12 protein-coding genes are annotated in these 19,260 nt (G+C 67.5%); 2 read left to right on the plus strand and 10 right to left on the minus strand.

Features of this window, described 5'->3' with window-relative positions; all coding sequences use genetic code 11:
- Positions 1–9 precede the first annotated feature (9 nt).
- The 7 genes from VD997_00510 to rpmH form a co-directional block, all read right to left on the minus strand.
- Complete coding sequence (locus VD997_00510) at positions 10–930, minus strand: hypothetical protein (GenBank protein HYE60449.1); 921 nt, start codon at positions 928–930, stop codon at positions 10–12.
- Positions 927–1,523, minus strand: coding sequence for a sigma-70 family RNA polymerase sigma factor (locus VD997_00515; protein ID HYE60450.1), 597 nt, complete (start codon positions 1,521–1,523; stop codon positions 927–929). The genes VD997_00510 and VD997_00515 overlap by 4 nt, the downstream gene beginning before the upstream one ends.
- A gap of 167 nt (positions 1,524–1,690) precedes the next feature.
- A complete protein-coding gene (locus VD997_00520) occupies positions 1,691–4,453 on the minus strand; it encodes a DVUA0089 family protein (protein ID HYE60451.1) in 2,763 nt (920 codons plus the stop codon).
- Positions 4,454–4,776: 323 nt separating this feature from the next.
- Positions 4,777–7,836, minus strand: coding sequence for a hypothetical protein (locus VD997_00525; GenBank protein ID HYE60452.1), 3,060 nt, complete (start codon positions 7,834–7,836; stop codon positions 4,777–4,779).
- Between the two features lie 121 nt (positions 7,837–7,957).
- Complete coding sequence (locus tag VD997_00530; GenBank protein HYE60453.1) at positions 7,958–9,724, minus strand: hypothetical protein; 1,767 nt, start codon at positions 9,722–9,724, stop codon at positions 7,958–7,960.
- A complete protein-coding gene (locus VD997_00535) occupies positions 9,721–10,773 on the minus strand; it encodes an AAA family ATPase (GenBank protein HYE60454.1) in 1,053 nt (350 codons plus the stop codon). Before VD997_00535 ends, VD997_00530 begins: the two co-directional genes overlap by 4 nt.
- 143 nt (positions 10,774–10,916) lie before the next feature.
- A complete protein-coding gene (gene rpmH, locus VD997_00540; protein ID HYE60455.1) occupies positions 10,917–11,057 on the minus strand; it encodes a 50S ribosomal protein L34 in 141 nt (46 codons plus the stop codon).
- Positions 11,058–11,331: 274 nt separating this feature from the next.
- Here rpmH and rnc point away from each other — a divergent pair, with 274 nt between their 5' ends.
- Positions 11,332–12,060: a ribonuclease III gene (rnc, locus tag VD997_00545; protein ID HYE60456.1), complete on the plus strand. Its 729-nt coding sequence runs from the start codon at positions 11,332–11,334 to the stop codon at positions 12,058–12,060.
- A gap of 574 nt (positions 12,061–12,634) precedes the next feature.
- Positions 12,635–14,203 (plus strand): hypothetical protein, encoded by a 1,569-nt coding sequence (locus VD997_00550; protein ID HYE60457.1) that lies wholly within the window; start codon positions 12,635–12,637, stop codon positions 14,201–14,203.
- Positions 14,204–14,219: 16 nt separating this feature from the next.
- On the opposite strand, the gene VD997_00555 is transcribed toward VD997_00550, so the two are convergent.
- The 3 genes from VD997_00555 to VD997_00565 all read right to left on the minus strand — a co-directional run bounded on the left by VD997_00555 (position 14,220) and on the right by VD997_00565 (position 19,172).
- On the minus strand, positions 14,220–15,458 hold the full coding sequence (locus tag VD997_00555) for a TlpA disulfide reductase family protein (GenBank protein HYE60458.1): 1,239 nt from the start codon (positions 15,456–15,458) through the stop codon (positions 14,220–14,222).
- A gap of 193 nt (positions 15,459–15,651) precedes the next feature.
- Positions 15,652–16,578, minus strand: a complete 927-nt coding sequence (locus VD997_00560; GenBank protein ID HYE60459.1) for a PEP-CTERM sorting domain-containing protein — start codon at positions 16,576–16,578, stop codon at positions 15,652–15,654.
- Between the two features lie 164 nt (positions 16,579–16,742).
- On the minus strand, positions 16,743–19,172 hold the full coding sequence (locus VD997_00565; protein ID HYE60460.1) for a choice-of-anchor X domain-containing protein: 2,430 nt from the start codon (positions 19,170–19,172) through the stop codon (positions 16,743–16,745).
- Between the last annotated feature and the right edge of the window lie 88 nt (positions 19,173–19,260).

The following is a 19,260-nucleotide window of genomic DNA, read 5'->3' on the forward strand; positions in this document are numbered from 1 at the left end:
AGCCGACCTTTACCGTTCACCTTCGGCGTCGTCCTTCGCTTCGTCCTGCTTTGCCGCATCCGGGCCGAAGAGCACGATTCCGTCCGCGTTCACTTCGAGCTGCTCGAGCAGCGGGCGGCTGCGCACGGACGTGCTCCGGCGCGGCTGCTCATACAGCAGCAGCGGAGCCCCCGATGCCCGATCAGAGCCGCCGATGATAGTGACTCGCGCTCGGTTTGCTTTGTCGGCGGCCTGCTGGGCCATCAGCCGCTCCATGAACCCGGTCTTTTCCGCCGCGGCGATGCGCGTCTGCGAATCGGCCAGGATCCACCCCGGCTGCTCGAGCTTGTGAGGGAGCTTGACGCTCAGGTCCGCCTCGTACGCGCTGCTTTTGCCAAGCCGCAGCGGCTCGCTGGGGTCGTAGACGACTCCGCGCGGCCGGCCAATGACATTCCCCACCGGGGCCGTGATCTGGCCCTTGATCTCATCCACCATCGACGCGAGCGAGCGCACGCTGGCAACGGCGTCGGCCCGTGAAGCTTCTACGACGCCGCTGACCGCGCCGGGCTGGGCGCCCTGCGGCGTCACCTGCGGGTACATGTACTGGAGCGTCATCAGCAGCGACGCCGTCATCACAATGCCCGCGGCGATCGCGACGCGGGTGGCCGAGATCTGCTTCCGCACCCGCGGAGAGAGGAATGGCCGCAGGTAATCCACTTCGGTGAGAACCTCGACGCGCTGGTCGGGCACGAACACGGGCTGGCGAAGGGACTTCACCGCCGCGCGGGTTGCCGCCAGGCGGGCGCCAAAGCCCGGGTGCTGGGCCGCGCCCTTGCGGATGAGCTCCAGGGCGCGGGCGTCATCGCCCTCGGCCTCGGCATCGATCACCTCGTTGACGAGGGACTCAAGCGTGTCGTCGGGCGGGGGAAGGCTGAAGGAGGGGCTCGTCATGCCACCACCCCCTGTCGGATGAGGTTGGCCGCCGCGGCGGTGCTGGCGAGTGTCTCGCGGAGCTTGGTGCGCCCGCGGTGCAGGTGACTCTTCACTGTGCCCTCGGGCATCTCCAGGTGCTGAGCGATCAGCCAGATCGGCCAGTCGTGCTGGTGGAACAGGACAATCACCTCGCGCTGCTCAAGGGTCAGCTGCATCAGTGAGCGCTGCACGGCGTCGCGCGTCTGGCACTGGTCCTCGGTTTCGTCCCAGCTCTGACCGATCCCGCAGCTGCGCCCGCTCACCTCTCCCACGCGCTCGCTGTCGCTCACCGGCCGACGCTTCTCGCAGACGTTCAGGAACACCCGCCGGGCGATCGTGAACAGCCATGTGGAAAAGCGGTACTGCGGGTCGAACCGGTCAAGGTTCGTCAGCACCCGAACGAAAGCTTCCTGCACGATGTCCTCGGCGACGTCGGCCCGCCCGCTCAGCCGCAGGATGTAGGCGTAGACCGAGGTCTGATGAAGCTTAATGAGCTCCCCCGCGGCCTCGCGGTCACCCGCCGCGGCTTCACGGATCAGCTTCTGCTCCCGGCGTTGGTCCAGAGACTTCATGCTTCACCCGGCCTTGCGGAGGGGGCCCCACGAGAACCCTGAACGAGTGTACCGCGTGCGGCGTGGACCGGTTGCAGCGGGTTCAAAGGCGATGGAGAAGAAAAAAAGCCCCCGGAGCTGAGGAGCTCCGGGGGCCGAGTTGCAAACCGGGATCAGGGAGTCAGGACTCAGCAGGCGCTGCCGCCCAGGACGCGGAAGAACGCCTCGATGTCCTGGTCGGTGCCGATGTCACCGTCGCCGTTGAAGTCGGACGTATCGCACGTCGCGCAGCAGGTGCCACCCAGGCAGGCGAAGAAGGCTTCGATGTCCTGGTCGGTGCCGCTGTCACCGTCGTGGTTGAAGTCCTGCGAGCCGCAGTTGCTGGCGCAGGGACTGGTGGAGCAGTCGGAACCAGCGCCACCCCAGACGCCGCCCTGCGTGGAGCAGTCGGCCTCGGTGAGCACCTGGCAGTACTGCGCGAGGCAGCAGTTGCCGGTGGCGGGGGCGCAGCCGGTGCCGTTGCCGCCGGTCAGCACGATGGTGTAGGTGCCGGTGTCGCCGCCGCCGGTGTCCCAGCTGGCCAGGGCGCCAGCGGCGCCGGGGCCGTCGGGCGACCGGACGCCGGTGAAGGGCGAGTTCGCCCAGATCAGCCCGCCGGAGCTGAGAGCGTCGGTGTTGTAATCGCTGATGGCGATGTAGTACTCGCCGGGGGTGAGGGCCTGAACGATCGGGCCGTCAATCTTCGAGAGGGCCGAAGAGGCCTGGTCGTCGTTGAAGGCCACGCCAGTCCCGTCGGCGCGGAACATGAACAGCTGCGAGTCGCCGAGGGTGCCGCCGCCCGTGGCGACGGTGGCCGAGAAGGTCGCGGGATCGCAGACGTAGATCTTCCACATGTCCACGTCGTTGCCGTAGCCGATCCCGCCGGTGATGGTGTCACCGGTGAAGGTGCCGGCGCCGGCGACGGTGTTCAGCGCGTCATCGACCCGGATCGCGATCGTGCCGTTGCCGGAGCGAGACTGCGCGTCCGTCGCGGTGAGGGCGACCGTGTAGCTGCCGACGGCCGTGCCGGAGGGCATGGTGTAAAGGTACGAGAAGACGTTGTCACCAGCCGTCGCGTCGCCGTTGGTGCCGTCGTCGTAGAGGGCCTGAGCCGGCGCGCCGCCGATCGCGGTGAGGTCGCCGGTAACCGTGATGCCGGTGCTCGTGGGGTTGATGCCAGGAGCGACGTTGGCGCGCAGGAGGGTGGCGGCGCCGGCGAGGGCCTCGACAGCCACACCGGTCACGACGGGGGGCGTGGGCTGGTTGTTGGGCTCGAGCGCGATGCAGAGGTTCCACTTCGCGTCCAGGCCGGAGTCGTTGAAGCTCTCGAAGGTCTCGATGGTCCAGGTGCCGGCGTTCGCGACGATGTTGCCCGGGATCGGGACCACGCGGTCAACCACGTCGAAGGTGTCCCAGCCGCCACCGGTGGTGGTGTTGGGCTGCACGTTGAACGCGGCGCCGCCAGGGGGCGTGATGCGCCACTGCGCCTCGGAGCGGTAGGTCGCGGTGGACTGGGCGTAGCACCGGCCGCTGATGTGCAGGGCCAGCACCGGATCGGAGCTGGTGAAGGTGAAGGTCTGCACCGAGTTGGTGGCGGTGCCCGCCAGGCCGTCGGAGTTCAGGCCGGTGAAAGACTGAGCCTCGATACCGGGGGGGCAGGAGGGCGGCGCGGTGCGAACATTGAGCGCGGGGAAGTTGCCGCCGCTCGTGCGGCTCTCGCCGTCCACAATGGTGAAGGGCACCGTGTAGCTGCCGGCGGCGCTGGGGGTGACAGAGGCGCCGAAGTTGTTGTCGCCCGCGGCGCCGTCGCCGTGCAGGCCGTCATCGAACAGGCTGATCACGCCGCCGCCGAGCGAGGTCGTGTCGGCGGACACGGCGAGATTCGTGCTGGTCGGGTTCACGCCGGGCGTGACCTGAACATTCAGCTGCACGTTGCTGCCGGCGTCAACGGTCCCCGAGGGGTTGCGCGTAGCGACGCCCGTGGGGTTGGTCGGCTGGGTGTTCTGGATCACCGTGAAAGCCACGAACACAATGTCGTACGCGGCCGCCTTGGTTGCCGCCACGGGGAAGCTGCCCAGCGGATCATTGATCACGAGGCCGCAGTTCACTGCAGCGGTCGTGTTGCTGTTGGTCATGACGTTGGGGAAGTCGGTGCGCGCCGCGCCGGTGGACCGATCGCCGGCCTCCACGGCCGCGCTGGTCGCGGTGTTGAAGTTGCTGACCGCGATGTAGTAATTGCCGGGGGCGAGCGTCTGGGTCAGTTGGCTCTGGGTGCCGGTGAGGGGGGCCGGAGCGTCGTCGCTCAGGCGCAGCAGGTTGAAGTTGCTGTCGAAGAGGAAGATCTCGGTGTCGTTCGAATGGCCCTGGCCGTAGGTGGAGATGGTAATGGCGCCATCAACCACGGTGGGGCCCGCGATGGCGGTCACCGGCTGGCGGTCGTACGTCGCGGTGTAGTTCCCGGTGGTGCCCGAGGCGCCCTGCATCCGGAAGAAGATCTCTTCCTCCTTGCCGAAGCCGTACCACTGCGACATACGGGCAGGGGTGCTGGCTGTCGAGGAGGTCTGAACGGTGGTGAGATCGGACGCGGTGCCCGCGGCCGGCACGCCCATCAGGGCAGCGCTGTGGCCGGCAGTACCGGTAGTGGTCACCACCAGGCGGTGGCGGTAGATGCCCAGCGCCGCCGCGGCGGTCTTAACGCGGAAGAAGTCCGCATTAGCGGTGCCCGCCCCGGTGGTCGTGGTGCCCGTCGTGAGACCGGTGAGGGTGTCACCGATGTTCACGAGGGTGGCGGGGGTGGCCGTCGCCTTCGTATTGTTGGGCTCGACCTCGGGCGTGCTCTGCGCACCGGCGTAACCGGCGAGCAGCATCGTCGCCGTGACACCCGTCAGGCTCTTCAGGAACGTCGTCTTCATTTTCAGCATCTCCCCAAAAAGGTTTGCAACCTGACCTCCGGCGCAGACGAATATCCGCGTCGGGGCCGACTCGTACGGCTAGATGTACCATCAACTGGCCCGCGGTGTCAAAGCAAAATAACGCTTCCTTGACCCACTTTTGGTCTTTTTTGCGCCTTGAGGTCCGCGTTCCGCTGCGCCGAAGGTTCTGAGACCAAACAACTTCCGTCTGGGCGCCGATCCCGGGCGTGGTTCCTTCTGCACCTGACGCAATCCAAAAAGAAAGACCCCCGCGCCTTCAGGTCGCGGGGGTCGCTGGTGTTTCTTCGGATCAGCTCAGCCGATCAGCAGGGGTTGCCGCCCAGGACGCGGAAGAACGCCTCGATGTCCTGGTCGGTGCCGAAGTCCCCGTCGCCGTTGAAGTCGCTGCCCTGGCAGAAGCAGGTCTCGCAGCAGGTGCCGCCCAGGCAGGCGAAGAACGCCTCGATGTCCTGGTCGGTGCCGCTGTCGCCGTCCCCGTTGTAGTCCTGCGGGCCGCACTCGTTGCCGGCGCAGGTCGGGCCGCAGACGGGTTCTGACACCCAGGTGAGCAACTGAGAAGCGAAGTTGAAGCCGGCGCTGGGGATGCTGTACGCCAGCGTTCCGTTCGCGTTCTCGATGCCGATGGTGCAGTCACCGCCGCTGGCGTCGACATTGGTCCCCTGACCGGTTCCGCTGGTGTTCACCGGCGAGCAGGGGCCGTAGACGAACTCGATGTTGTTGCTGCCCTCGTGCAGGATGACCTGGAAGGTCTCCGAGGTCGCCGGGAAGGCGCTGGCCTGACGGTACTGCGTGACGTTGTTCCACTCGATGATGAAGGTGCGGTTGGGAGCGGTCCCGAGCTCCTGCGTGTAGATATCGCCGCTGCCCTCGGCCGTGTTGATGGTGTTGTAGTCGTCCCACAGCGGGTAGATGGCGTTGTTGGGAACGGCGGCGGCAGGGATGCCGGTGTTCTGATAGGCCGTGCTCGGGGCGGCCACGAACTGCATGGTTCCGTTGGAGACCACGCCCACGCTCGTGTAGGAGTTACCGAAGAAGTTGAAGCTGAAAGGCAGGGTCACGGTCTGCGAGCAGTCGTCGCAGTTCGAGACGGTGGTGAGCATGGTGCCCGTGCCCGAGATCGACGAGAAGGTCGTCGGGCTCTCCGCCATCGTGTAGGTGATCCCGCCGCAGTCCGACCCATTGCCGCGGTAGGTGCCGCCGCCCTGGACGCAGTTGTACTCCGTGCTGATGGAGCAGACGCCCGCGGTGCAGCAGCCGCCCTGGGGCGGGGCGGTCAGGGTCATTGTGATCGCGCCCGTGCCCGTGCGGTTCTGGTCATCGCTCACGGTGAAGGGGATGCTGCGGGCGCCCGCCGTCAGCGGCTCGACCAGGGTGGCCTGGAAGCTGAACACGTTGTCACCCGCGGCGACGTCGCCATTGGTGCCGTCGTCGTAGAACTGCTGGGTCGAGGAGCCGTTGATGCTGGAGAGGTCGCCGGTGACCTCGAGGCCGGTGCTGTTGGGGTTGAGGCCACCGGTGACTGTCACGGTCAGCAGGGTGCTGGTCGTGATCTGCGCCGTCGCGGGGGTCGCGAGGCCCGTGCCGCGCGGGTTGGTCGGCGCGGTCAGCGGCTGCACCTGGAAGCGGACCCACTGCACATCGAAGAAACCGGGCTTGGTGAGCGGCACATCGACGGGGGAGCCCGTGACGTCAGTGAACCGCACGCCGATGTTCGTGGACGTCGCCGTGCTGCTGTTGGCGACGATGTTGCCGAAGTCGAGCACGTTGCTCCCGGTGGAGGTGTCATCGGACGCGGCGGGCTGGTCGTTGCTGGTGTTGAAGTTCGACCACGCCAGGTAGTACGTGCCGACAGGGAAGGTGCGCGTGAGGGAGTTGGGGGTGTCGTTGGCGAAGTCGGGCACCGGCGCGAAGTTCGCGTCAAAGACGATGAAGTCGACGTCCACAGTGTGGCCGGCGCGGTCAATGGTGATCTGCCCCTCTGCGAACGTGCCGGCGTCCACGGGCGTGATCCCCTCGCGCGTGTACGTGCCGGTGTAGGGCGCGGTCGTGGCGGTCGCGCCGGTCACGCGGTAGTAGAGCTCCTCCTGACGCCCGAACCCGTACCACTGCACGCTGCGCGCCGGCGTGGGGTTCGTGGCGGTCGTGGACGAGGTCTGGAACGCGATGTCGGAGTTCGTACTGATCACGCGACCGGTCTGGCTGAGGCCCCGGATGGTGCCCGTGTGCGAGTTGGTGGCGCTGTTGAGGGTGATGCGGTGGCGGTAGATGCCCAGCGGAGCCGTCTGGGTCTTGATGCGGAAGTTGTCGGCCGAGCCGTTGCCGGCGGTGACGGTGCTGGCGCCTGTGGTCGTTCCGGTGATGGCCTGGCCGGGCGCGAGCGACTGGATGAGGTTCGCGCGGATCTTGGTGTCGTTGTCCTCAACTTCGGTGTACACACCGCTGCCGTCAGCCGTCAGCGTTGCGGGCGGCGTCACCACGTTGAACGCGATGTTGCGGGTGGACGCAAGGTTCAGGCTGTTGGTGCCGGTGACGGCAAGGTTGTAGCTGCCCAGCGCGGTGCCGGAGGGAATCGTGTGTGCCAGCGAGAACACGTTGTTGCCGGGCACCGCGTCGCCGTGCGTGCCGTCGTCATACATGAGGGCGGTTGCCGAGCCGCCGATCGCCGAGAAGTCAATGGTCGTGACCAGGCCCTGCGACCCGCAGTTCGCCGCGGTGGCGGTGAAGAGGACCGACGCGTTGTCCCACCCGGAGCCCGGGGTCGCTGCCGCGGCAGAGAACAGGGGCGACTCGGTCGCCGTGCCGTAGTTGACATCGAGCTGCATGGCCCCGCCGGCGCCTGTGCCTCCGGTCACCGCCCAGGGCGTGCCGAAGTTATCGGGGTTGTTGCCGCCCGTCGCGTTGTAGCGGCAGATCGCGATGTAGTACTCGCCGGCGGGCAGGCCGCCGTCGCGTCCGTCGAAGGCGACGCCATCGGGGCCGTTCGCGCGTACCTGGCAGTTGGAGCCGTAGCTGAGCGCGCTGCCCACACCGGGGCCGTCGTCGTCGTCGAAGCTCGTGCCGACGGCGCCCGAGGCGAAGTTGCCGGCAGAGTCGTACAGCGCCATCTCCGTATCGATCGTGGTGGCGCCACCGTTGTGCGTACGGATGTCCAGGTAGTTTGTCGCGGTGCCCGTCTGCACAGCCACCGGCAGCGTGAGCTTGTACCACAGCACCGTGCTGGGCGAGATCGTGATCGCGCGGTTGATGTTGGTGGGGTTGGTAAGCGAACCGAAGTCTTCGTTGACGGTCGGCTGCGCGTACGCGGCGGCGGCCAGCAGCAGGGCCGCGGAGGCGCCCGCCTGACGGATCATCTTCTTGTTCATAACGACTCCCTCACGATGTAGGTTGTTAAGCGCGCGCGGACCCTCCGCGCCGAGGACATTGGTCTACCAGAAGGGGTCCGTGAGGTCAAAGAGTTTCCGGGCACATCGGCGCAGCGCGGAGTTATTCGCCGCTTCCGCCCCACGCGCGGGTGTGGAGGGCCGCTCGCCCGGGCTCCGCCTGCCAGGGGAGCATGGGGCGGGGCCACGCTGAGCGCACCCCGCGGGCGTCGGTGCGCACAATCCCCAGCCGCAGCGTCCCGTCGTGTTCCACCGCACCGGGGGGGGGATTGAACCTGAACGACCACCGATCGACGGCGCGCGTGACCTCGGTTTGCCCAGGCGAGGGGGCGAGTTCTGGTGGAAGGTTGAGGTCGGCGGGCAGCACATTCCGAACGCCGCCAGTCATGTCAATCCGCAAAATGGCCGTGGGTTTCCCCGGAGAACCGAAGTAGAGCATCACCGCCTCCCGCTTGAGCGTGTCTGGGTCAATCGCAGAGGGGAGGCGGCACTCGACCACCAGTTCCCAGCGGCGGGATTCCAGCCTGGACGGCGGCGCGGCCGGGTCGGGGGCGGGCCGGTGCAGCAGCGCCGCGGTGGCCCAGTCTTCTTCGGTACGCAGTTCGGCCAGGCCCTCCGGCCCGCGGAGCCAGGCCTGCATGCTGTAATCCCGGACGAGCGGCCCGATTGTCAGCCCGGGCGGCTGCACGGGCACGCGGTCGCACAGCACCGAAAGGCCGGTGGCGCTCCGCCCGATGTGCGCCCGCAGTTCCGCGGCGAGCACACCCGCGGTCTCACACCCCGGCACGGGCACGAGCAGCTTCAGCGAGCTCAGCGAGAGCAGCGGCAGGAAGTCAGAGTCTTCGCGCGCCTGCGACTCGACCCACACCCGCGTGGCGACGTCGCCGAGGTTGGCGAATCCGATGGTGGCCACGGGGGTGCGCCGTGCTTCATCAAGTACGCCGGAATCGTCAATCACCCACGCGACGCCGCTTGGTTGGTCCATGAGCCATGCCCGGGCGAGCTCGACGCGGCGCTCGGGCGTGATGCTCGCGTTTAGCAGGCTGGCGAGCAGCAGGTCGAGGGCCGCGTGGTCCAGCGGCCACGCGGGCGCGTGCACGCCCGCGCCGAAGTCGACGACTGCGGCGACGCGCTGCTTCAGTCGCCACGCGAGCTCGGGGTCGGCGCTCCACAGCCACGCGAGGGCGACGCGCCAGCGATCCTCATTCTGTCGGGCGATCGCCTCGATCACCGGGTCCTTGAAACCGACGGGCTCAGCGCCGGCGGGCCTAGGCGCGAGGCCATTGAACAGCAGCTTGTACCGCCAGCGCGTGAGCGGACTCTGAGCTTCCGAGGACACGCGCCGCAGCAGCCCCGGGTCAGCTCGGGCGCGGTCATCGGCAACGGCAGGCCACGGATTCAGCAGCGGCTCGGGCGCCTCCTCGTTAGGCACCGGCAGCAGCGAGACATCCGGCAGCCAGTTGAGCGCATAGTCGCGCCCGGCGACGGTCATTGTCTTTGCGTCGCTCTCGCGTGGCGTCTGCACCACCACCACCCAGGGGGACACGCCTTTCGCTGCATCCTTCGCGCGGATGGAGCCCCACGCGCCGGCAGCGGGCAGCCATGCCTCGCCATTGGCACCTTCCGAGCGGTTCACGAAGATGCGGAACACTTCGGCTTCGAGCCGCGTCCCGTCGTCGAGCGTTGCGCCCGATGGTGGGGGCTCGGCCTGCGGTGGCAGGGTCACAACGACCCGCGAGTCGCGGAACGCGTCCAGTCGCGGCAGCGCCGCGGGGTTCACCGCCTGCGGCGCGGCGCGAGGTCCGCTCGAGCATGCCGTGAGCATCACGACCACCGCGCCGAGCACAGCAGCGATCGCCGTCCGTATCACGCCCCCTCCAGCGGCAGCGTCGAGACCATGTTGGCGACTACCGTGTCGGCCGTGAGGCCCTCGGCGTGGCTCTCGAAGTTCATGATGAGGCGGTGCCGCAGCGCGGGGATCGCCACCGCCCGCAGGTCATCGGTCGACACGACGCTGCGGCCATCCAGGAGCGCCCGGCACTTGCCCGCGAGCACCAGGGCCTGGGCCGCGCGGGGCGAGGCGCCCAGCCGCACGAACTTATTGACCATCGGCGTGGCGTACTGCCCGCCCGAGCTCGTCGGGTGCGTCGCCAGCACCATCCGCACCGCGTAGTCCTGCACGTGCGGCGCGATCGCCACGCGCCGGATAAGCCGGCCGTGCGCCAGGATGGTGGGGCCGTCGAGCACCGGCCTGATTTCCGCTTCCGAGGCCGTGGTGGTTCGGTTGAGGATCTCAGAAAGGTCCGCCCGTCCCGGCGTTGTAGACAGCAGCTTGAAGAAAAAGCGGTCCAGCTGCGCCTCGGGCAGCGGGTACGTGCCTTCCTGCTCGATGGGGTTCTGCGTCGCCAGCACCATGAACGGCTCGGGCAGCCGGTGCGTCTTCCCGCCCACCGTCACGCTCCGCTCCTGCATCGCCTCCAGCAGCGCGGCCTGGGTCTTGGGCGTGGCGCGGTTGATCTCGTCGGCCAGCACGATCTGCCCGAAAATCGGCCCGGGCTGGAAGGTGAACCGCCGCTCCTTCCCGCCGCGCCCGTCGTCAAACTCGGCGACGATGGTGGTGCCGGAGATGTCCGCCGGCATCAGGTCGGGGGTGAACTGGATGCGCGAGAAGCTCAGGTTCACGCACCGCGCCACCGTACGCACCAGCAGCGTCTTGCCGATCCCGGGCACGCCCTCCAGCAGCACGTGCCCGCCCACGAAAAGGCAGGTCAGCACCCCGTCCACGATGTCCAACTGCCCGACTACCGCCCGCCCGATCTGCTCCTTCACCGCCGCGTAGTCGCGCCGGAACTTCTCCGCCGCCGCCTGCACTTCCTGGGGTGTGGCCGGGTCCGCGTACGCCTGAGTCGGGGTGGTCATCGGGGCGGATGGTAACCTCACGGCACCCGCGCATCTGTCCCCGAGATCCCATGGCTCCTCGGGGTGCCCCTCGCCCTATCCCCCAGCGCAACAAAAACCGAGACCTCCGCAGGTCTCGGCTCAGTTCTGGCTGGGAGCGGTCTTTACTTGTCCGCGACGTTCAGGGAACGGCCCGCGGCCCGCTTGCGGTTGATCAGCTTGCGGCCGTTCTTGGTCTTCATCCGGGCGCGGAAACCGATGGCGCGCTTGCGCTTGATGCGGCTGGTGCGGTGTGGGTAGTGCATAGAAACCTCGTCCTTGGCTCAGTTCAGGGCCGGAACAATAGACACCCACCGCAGCCCCGGCCAGCCCCTTCCCAAATCCCCCTGCAAATCCGCCCACCTATCCGCGGGGGTAAGGTACGCTCTTGACCGGGTCGCTATCCTCGACCCGTCCCTTGGTGGGGCCACTGCTCTCGCTTTCATGCCGCCCGCCCCGGCCCGTAGCCGGGTCCGCGAGTCGGCGTGCAAGCGCCAGCACTGGCCCGCCCTTCACGCCCCGGTGGGCCCTCCGTGCTCTATGGACGAATCTTCGCGCGCCAGGGTCGAGGCGCTCCTCGGCCACAACTTCAAGGACCCCGCCCTGCTCGAGCTTGCCTTGCGGCACGCCAGCACCGCCGATACACCGCTCTCCTCCAACGAGCGGCTCGAGTTCCTGGGCGACGCCGTGCTCGGCATGGTGGTGTGCGAGATGGTCTTCCGCCGCTACCCGGCCCTGCGCGAAGGCGACATGACCAAGATCAAGAGCCACGCCGTCAGCCGCGAGATGTGCGCTGTCCTCGCCCGCCAGCTCGGCCTCGAGCAGTTCCTGGTGCTTGGCAAGGGCATGCAGAGCGGCGCCGCCATGCCCCCTTCGCTCGCCGCGGCCGCGCTCGAGGCAGTGATCGGCGCGATGTACCTCGATGCGGGGTTCGACAAGACCGCGGAGTTCATCCGACCGCTGGTCACGCCTGTGGTCGAGAAGGCTGCGCAGAGCGGGCACCAGCAGAACTTCAAGAGCGTGCTGCAGCAGCACGCCCAGCAGGCGTTTGGGTCCACGCCCGCCTACCGCACGCTCGACGAGCAAGGCCCTGATCACAGCAAGTGCTTCAAGATCTGCGTCGACATCGGCGGCCGCCGCTTCGAGGGCTGCTGGGGCCAGACCAAAAAGAAGGCCGAGCAGGAGGCCGCGCTGGCCGCGCTCAAGGAGCTGGGCGTGGTGCAGGAAGGCCCCGAGGGTGAGCTGCGGATCGTTCCGGCGGTCACGTGAGCACGCGGCCGCTAGTTCCTCTTGTATTCGTTGGACACGAGCTTTCTGAGGACCGGGTCGATCTTTGTGGTGCTGACGGCGTCACTACCGGCCGTAACGAGCACGATCAGGCCATCCTTCATGGATCCTTGGGCGCCGTTGCCGACGTTCACGGACAGGTCTGGCAGCACGAAGTGCGTTCCGAGTTTCACGTCGGCGACGATTACCTCGCGCTTGAAGTCTCGTTCAAGAACGATGTAGGGGCTGTCGACGACGATGACGAAGTACGGCGGGCTCCCGCTCAGGTCTTTGAACCGGAGGCGCGGAGACTCGACTCACCTTTCTCCGCCGCGCCATGGGGCGAAGGCATCCCGTAGTGCACCGTCGCCGAGGACACGGTTACCCCTGAGACAACGGTTGTCCGGGTGGCCGCGCGCCGGTCGCACCCAGGCACCAGCAGGAGGCACAACAGCGGCCAGATAAACTTGGTCATCACTCTCTCACCGGTCGACGTCAGCCCGGCAGCGTACCCAACTACCCGCAAACGTGATCGGCACCGCGGGGCGGGCCGTTATGCTGGTGGGCGGGAGGCCTCATGCTCGCACCGATCCTGCTCGCGCTGCTCGGCGTCATGCTGCTAGGTACGCTGCTCATCGTCCTGGGCGTCCGCGGCAAGCGCCTCAACGACCACCCCACCTGCCGCTGGTGCGGGTTCGACCTCGAGAACATCTACCCCGCCAACGTGACATGCCCCGAGTGCGGCGCGGGGCTGAAGCGTGAGAAGGCGGTGCGGATCGGGCAGCGACGCAAGCGGCCGGTGTTCATCCTCTCGGGTGTGCTGTTCGTGCTGATGCCGCTGGCGCCCATCGGCGTGGTGCTGTTCGCGTCGATCACCGGGACCGACGTCAACCGCTACAAGCGGCTGGGCCTGCTGCTGTGGGAGGTCGACCGCGTCGACAGCAAGAGGGCGGCCCTGATCGCCGGAGAGTTCTTCAACCGTCTTGCTGCGGCGAATGTCGACATCGCCCAGGAGCAGCGCATCCTCGCGTACACACTCGACCGCCAGGCCGACCCTGCGCGGGCGTGGGGCAAGGAGTGGAGCGACGTCATTGACCGCGTGCGGCTGAATGGGCGGTTGATGAAGCAGGACGAGCAACGGTTCCTGTCCCAGTCGGTCCTCCCCAAACTCAAGGCCCGCCCGCGCGTGACTGCCGGGGACGTCTTCCCGGTGGGCGTTGCGCACGAGCTCCGCGCGGGGGGCGACCAGGCCATGGCCTCCATCTGGCTCGAGACCGCGACCATCAATGGCGAGAAGCTGAACAGGACGTGGCCCGAGCCGGGAAGCGAGAACATCTTCGGTGCCGCGGCCGCGCCCAACATGCCGCTGGCTCACATCATGATCATGCCGCAGGCCGCGGCATGGGGAATGCCGCAGAACAACACCTCTGTCGCCGTGTTTCGCACCAAGTCGGACCTGCCCCCCGGGCCAGCGGTGATCGAGCTCGAAGTGCTGGTCTACGTGGAGAAGTGGACGTCAGCGGTGGGGGTCATGAGCTTCGGGGCGGGCAAGCCGAAGCCGACCTCTCCGCGTGTCCGCAAGGTGAAGCTGAGTGTGCCCGTGGAGGTCATGCCGGCGGGGGTGGCGAGCGTCGAACGAGTCCCCGCGAGCGAGCAGCTCGCGGCGGAGCTTGCGCAAAAGCTCCGCCCCTCACACTTCACCGTCAACCGCCAGCTCTTCGGCAGCTACGTGCACGCCGACTTCAGCATCGGCGATCTGCCCGTGCCCATCGTTTTCGACGTCATCGCCCGAACCCACAACCACGTGGAGGGCGTGAGCAAAGAGGTGAACCTGGGTACGCTCAGCAGCGGCGCGGCTGACTTCCAGGGATACGCGGGTTCTCCGTGGGGATCAGACGGCGCGACCCGGACCCTGTGGTACAGCGGCCGCCTCCCGAAGGGGAAAACCATCGACCTCGTACTCCGGCCTCGCCCGGAGCTTGCGCAGCGCACGCTCGACCTCACCCGCGTCTACGAGGGTGAGGTGATCATCCGCGGGGTGCAGGTCGACGGCGGTCCCAAGCCGGTCGTCACCAGCGTGCAATCGGCGATCCCCAGCGATGACGAGTCCGATGATGCCGAGACTCCTGGGGCGGACCAACCCTGACGCCGACCACGATCGATCAGCTCCTGCCCTTCTCCGTCAGCGCCTTCTCGATCGTCTCGGCCAGCTTCTTGCCCTTCAAGTCCCCGCCGGTGGCGATGATCTTGCCGGTCGTGCCATCCACCAGCACGGCCTTGGGGATCGACTGCACGCCGTACATCTTCGCCACCCGCGCGTCCCAGTAGCCGCCGTCGTACACGTGCGGCCACGGCATTTTCAGCTCCTTGGCCTTGTCCGCGATCTTCTGCTCGGCGTTGGGTCGGTCCAGGCTCACGCCCAGCACCGCGAAGCCGCGGTCGTGGAACTGCTCATACGCGGCCACTACGTTGGGCATCTCCTTGATGCAGGGCGGGCACCACGTCGCCCAGAAGTCCACCAGCACGATCTTGCCCTTGTAGTCGTCGGGGAACTTGACCTTCTTGCCGTCCAGCAGAGTCGCCTCAAACGCGATCGCCTGCTTGCCGGGGCTGAGGTCAACGGTCTTCTCCTCAACGGCCGCCTCCATGACCTTCTCGCTCTTCTTGACCGCGAACGAGAGCCCGTCCTTGCTGACGTCGGCCACTTCCCAGATCGTGCCGTCGACTTTGAATGGCTTGCTCGTGTCGAACGTCTCCGTGCGCTCCCACTTGCCGTTGCCGTTGACGTCGATGGCGATCTTCGTGCCCTTGGCCGTGAAGTCCCCGCCCGCGCGGTCGTCCACCAGCATCGCCTTGTATGCCTTGTCCGCGAGCTTCACCTCGCCCTCGGTGGCGTAATCGCGGTAGAACAGCAGCTTGTCGGCCAGGGCCGCTCGCTTGGTGTCAGAGGGGTCGAAACGGTACATGCTCAGGCGCAGCTTGTAATCCGGGGCGGCCTCGATCATGCCGCCGCCCGAGTACATCGTGTACGTCTTCTCGTCCTCGCCCTTGCTCTCCTTGCCGGTCCACTCAACCTTGGGATCGTCCGTGAGGTCGCCATTGCCGTTGCTGTCGATGTACAGCTTCGCGGGCTGCCCCGCCGGCTCATCAACCACCACGAAGAACGCACGCTCGCCTTTCACGGTGAGGGGCAGCTTGCCGAACATCGGCGCCGTCACGCCCTCGGGCAGCTTCTTGATCTCCGCCGGCTTCTCCTTCGAGAGATCCACCCGCACCGGCGAGTAGTAGCCGAGTTCCTTGGAGACCCCCTCGGACTTCAGCTTCATCGTGACCGTGCCCTGGCCATAGGCCAGGCCCGCGGCCGACACGAGAACGAGAGCAGTGAGAGCAAGAGTGCGCATGCGAAAACCTCCAGGTGCAGCCTACCTCAGACCTTCGCCCGCCGGTAGGCCTTCACCAGAAACACCACCACGGCCACCAGCACGACGACGCCGAGCATCCTTCCCACGGTGCGTCCTCCGCCGCGAGCCTCATGAAGAGCCCCGGCGGGCGCGAGTGTACAGAAAGCCCGTCAACCCCGTGCAGGGCCGCGTCTTAGCGCCGCCGGCGCGCCACCGCGAGCCCGCCCAGCCCCAGCAGCAGCGCCGAGGCTGGCGCCGGGACCGTCGTGTGCATCGAGAAGTCGTCCAGAGCCCACAGCTTCGCGTTGTTCACGCCCCCGGAGGACTCAAAGAACAGCCGGTTGAGGTCCGCCATCGGCGCGGCCAGCGGCGCCCCGCTCAGCAGCACCGAGTAGTTCGTCGTGAAGCCGTCGTAGTACCCGGCCGTGACGGTCTGGGCCGCCAGGTCCAGGCGGATGTCCCAGCGCGAGTACACGCCGCCCGCGGCGATGGCCGTCAGCGTGTAACTGCCGGTGTTCTTGAAGGCCACGTAATCGGTCGTGGTGCCGGGCTGGTGGATGCCCACGCTGAAGCCGACGTTCCCCGCGCTGTCCACGAACTCCACGGTGTCACCGATGGTGCCCGCACCGATCCCGCCGCCCTCGCCCGTGCCAAACAGCTGTGGGCGTGTCCAGAAGCTGACGGTCACAGTTTGCCCCGCGGTCATTGCCGGTGACACGCCGTTGAGGTCGCGGGCGTCGAGCCGGTACCCGTACTTGAGCGCCGGGCCGCCCCAACCGTCGCAGCCGGTGGTGATCATCATGCCGTTGGAGCCACCCATGCCCACGCCGCCGTGACCGGTGGCGTAGGCCGTGTTCCCGCCGTTGAAGTTCGGGTACATGGTGCCCTGGATCCCGTACCACAGCCCCGAGCCCGGCGTGATCGCCGTCTGGCTGCCCCCGGGACCGCCGTTGTTGGTGCCGTACTGGCCCTCGTTCCAGTGCCGCACCTCGGAGAGGAACCCGCCGTAGCCATCGCCGGCCTCGAAGCCGCCGAGGTACGCGTGAGCGCCGGCGGAGAATGCCAGCACCGGCGCGGCGAGCGCGCCCAAATGAATAACGCGGTTGAACGTGAAGCGCATGTCTGTCTCCCTCTCGGAGCGGTCAGGCCCCGAATATGCGGGCGCGGAAAGCCCGTGCTGGGGAGACTACCAGTTGTTCTGGCCGTGTAAAGACCAATGAACGACGGCCCGGTCGTCAAACCGGGCCGTCGCAAGTCATCGCTCAAAGGTCGCGCGTGTCGCGATCAGCAGGGATTCCCGCCCAGAACACGGAAGAACGCCTCGATGTCCTGGTCGGTCCCGGTGTCGCCATCGCCGTTGAAGTCCGCCCCGCCGGCGTAGCAGGTGGGGCAGCACGTTCCGCCCAGGCACGCGAAGAACGCCTCGATGTCCTGGTCGGTGCCGAAGTCGCCGTCGCCGTTGAAGTCGGATGTGCCGCACGCGGTGGTCGGCGTCCCCGCCAGCGCCGTCACGCTCGTCTCCGGGCTCTCGGCAGTGGGGGGCTTGAACAGGCCGATCGCCACCTGCCCCTCACGCGGCGGCACATTGGCATCGAACCGGAAGTTGTACAGCGTGCCCCAGCGGATCGCGTTGGAACTGTTGCCCAGCGTGGCCGCGTCATAGGGAGCACAGGCCCAGCGGACCTCACCGCCGACCTTGCTGCCCTCCCAGTTCGCGGGGTTGAGTGCCGTGTTGGGGTAGGGCTCGCCCGAGTGCGCGAACACGCCGTGGAAGCCGATGTTGGTCACCGTCGCCCACGATGCCACCGGCACCGTGAACGAGCCGCCGCAGCGGTCAGAGTTGTCGTTGTACACGGCGTACTCGTAGTGCCAGGTGCCGTCGCCGTTGTCGGTCACCTTGCTGCCCACGATGAAGCGGCTGTTGATGCCCGCGCTGCTGACGCTGCGGTCCACGTGCACCGCGTTGCTCAGCTGCACGCTGGGGTCCAGGTCCTTCCACGCGTGGATGCCGGCCTTGTACCGCACGGTGTTGCCGGCGAAAGTCGGCGTTCCGCCCGCGAGGCTCGCAGGGCTCACGAGGCGGTACGAGTGGTTGTTCCACGCGTTGATCGCGGGGGAGGCGCCCGTCGTGAACCGCGCGTCGTCCTGCGTCACATAGTGGCCATCGACGACGTACGTCGCGCCCGGGTTGAGCGCGGGCGTCACATCGTTCGTGTACACCTGCAGGCGTCGGCCGATCGTGGCCTGCGCTGCCGGCGGGGTCATGTACGGCGCTGGCGGGGTCGTGAACGGGTGCGGGTAGTAGCCCGTCGCCGCGTTTACGTGGCTCCGCGGCCCCAGGCTGCCCTGGCTGCCGTTGAGGCCCGAACCGTACAGGTCCGAGCAGTTGACGCCCAGCTGATCACCGCCCATGGGGGGCGGCTGGCACGTGGTGGAGCAGAACTGGCTGTTGGTCGACACGAAGCCGTGCTTGAGCCAGCTCTGCCCGATCTGCTCGAAGCGCCCGTCCTTCAGCCGGTACATGTTCTGCGCGATTGTCGGGTGCTGGTTGCTCTGGTACCCGGGCGTGCTGTTGTGATCGATCCACAGCACCGGCACATCGCCCAGGTTGCAGGCGTTGGTGCCCACGGAGTACGCGCTCACGTTGACCGTGGCCGCCCCGGGATCGACGTCCACGGTGCCGTACGCGCTCATGTCGCTCAGGTCGCCGACGTATACATCGGGCCCGGCAGTGGGGCAGGCGGTCACATTGAAGCTCAGCTGCCCGTTGAAGGACCGCGACTGCGCGTCCACCACTGTGAACGGGATCACCTTCGTGCCGATAGCGGTCCCCACCGGCACGCTCGCAGCGAAGCTGAAGCGGCCGTCATTCGCGGTGGCGTCGCCGTGGGTGCCGTCGTCGTAGAAGGCCTGCTCCGCCGATCCGCCGATGGTCGACAGATTACCGATCACCGCCATCCCCGTGCTCGGCGGGTTGAAGCCCGAGCTCGTCACCACGCTCAGCACCGTCGAGCCCGGCGCGCTGCACGCAAACACGTTGCTCGGCTGCGCGCTGCCCGTCCCCTGCGGCGGGATCGGGTCGTTCGTGCACGTGAAGGTCAGCTTGAGGCCCGGCGTGAGGGTCGCGGTGTTGCACGAGAACTGCGTCACCGGGAACTGCGTGTGCTGGATGCCCGAGGTCGCGCTGACGCCCGCCTGCGCCCCCTCGCCGTAGATGAACTCGACTTTGCTGCCGTCCTCGAACAGCCGCACCTCGAAGTTGCAGTTGTTGCTGGTGCCGCGGTAGATCGTCCGCCACTCGATGTTGAGCACGCGGTTGGGCGCGGTGCCCTCGATCGAAGTGAACACGCCCAGCGTGCCGTTGTTGCCGGTGGCGATGTTGGTCCGCAGGTCGTCCCAGTGCGGCAGCACCGCGACGCCCATGGCCGACGCCCGCAGGCACGAGTTGATCCACGTCGTCACATTAGTGGTGAACTGGAGATTCCCGTTGGCGCCAACGTTCGCCTGCGTGTACGTCTGGCCGTAGAGGGTCACGGGGAAGGGCAGTGCGAGCACGGTCGTGCCGTCATCGCTGTGGTTGCCGATGTCGGTGGTCCCGGGCACGATCGTCGCGCCCGTGGACGTTGTGAGGTTGAAACCGGTGCACTGCGCGCTCACCGAGCCCGCCGTGCCGGCCGCCGCCGCCAGCGCCGCAACAAACCAACGTCCGCTCATGACCGTCTCCTTCGCAAACGAGCAATACCCACGCCCGGAACCGGGCCCCGACGACGACCGCAACCAACCCCGCTGGATGCAGTCTACC

The sequence above is a fragment of the Phycisphaerales bacterium genome, assembly GCA_035627955.1.
In the GTDB taxonomy this organism is placed as follows: domain Bacteria; phylum Planctomycetota; class Phycisphaerae; order Phycisphaerales; family UBA1924; genus JAEYTB01.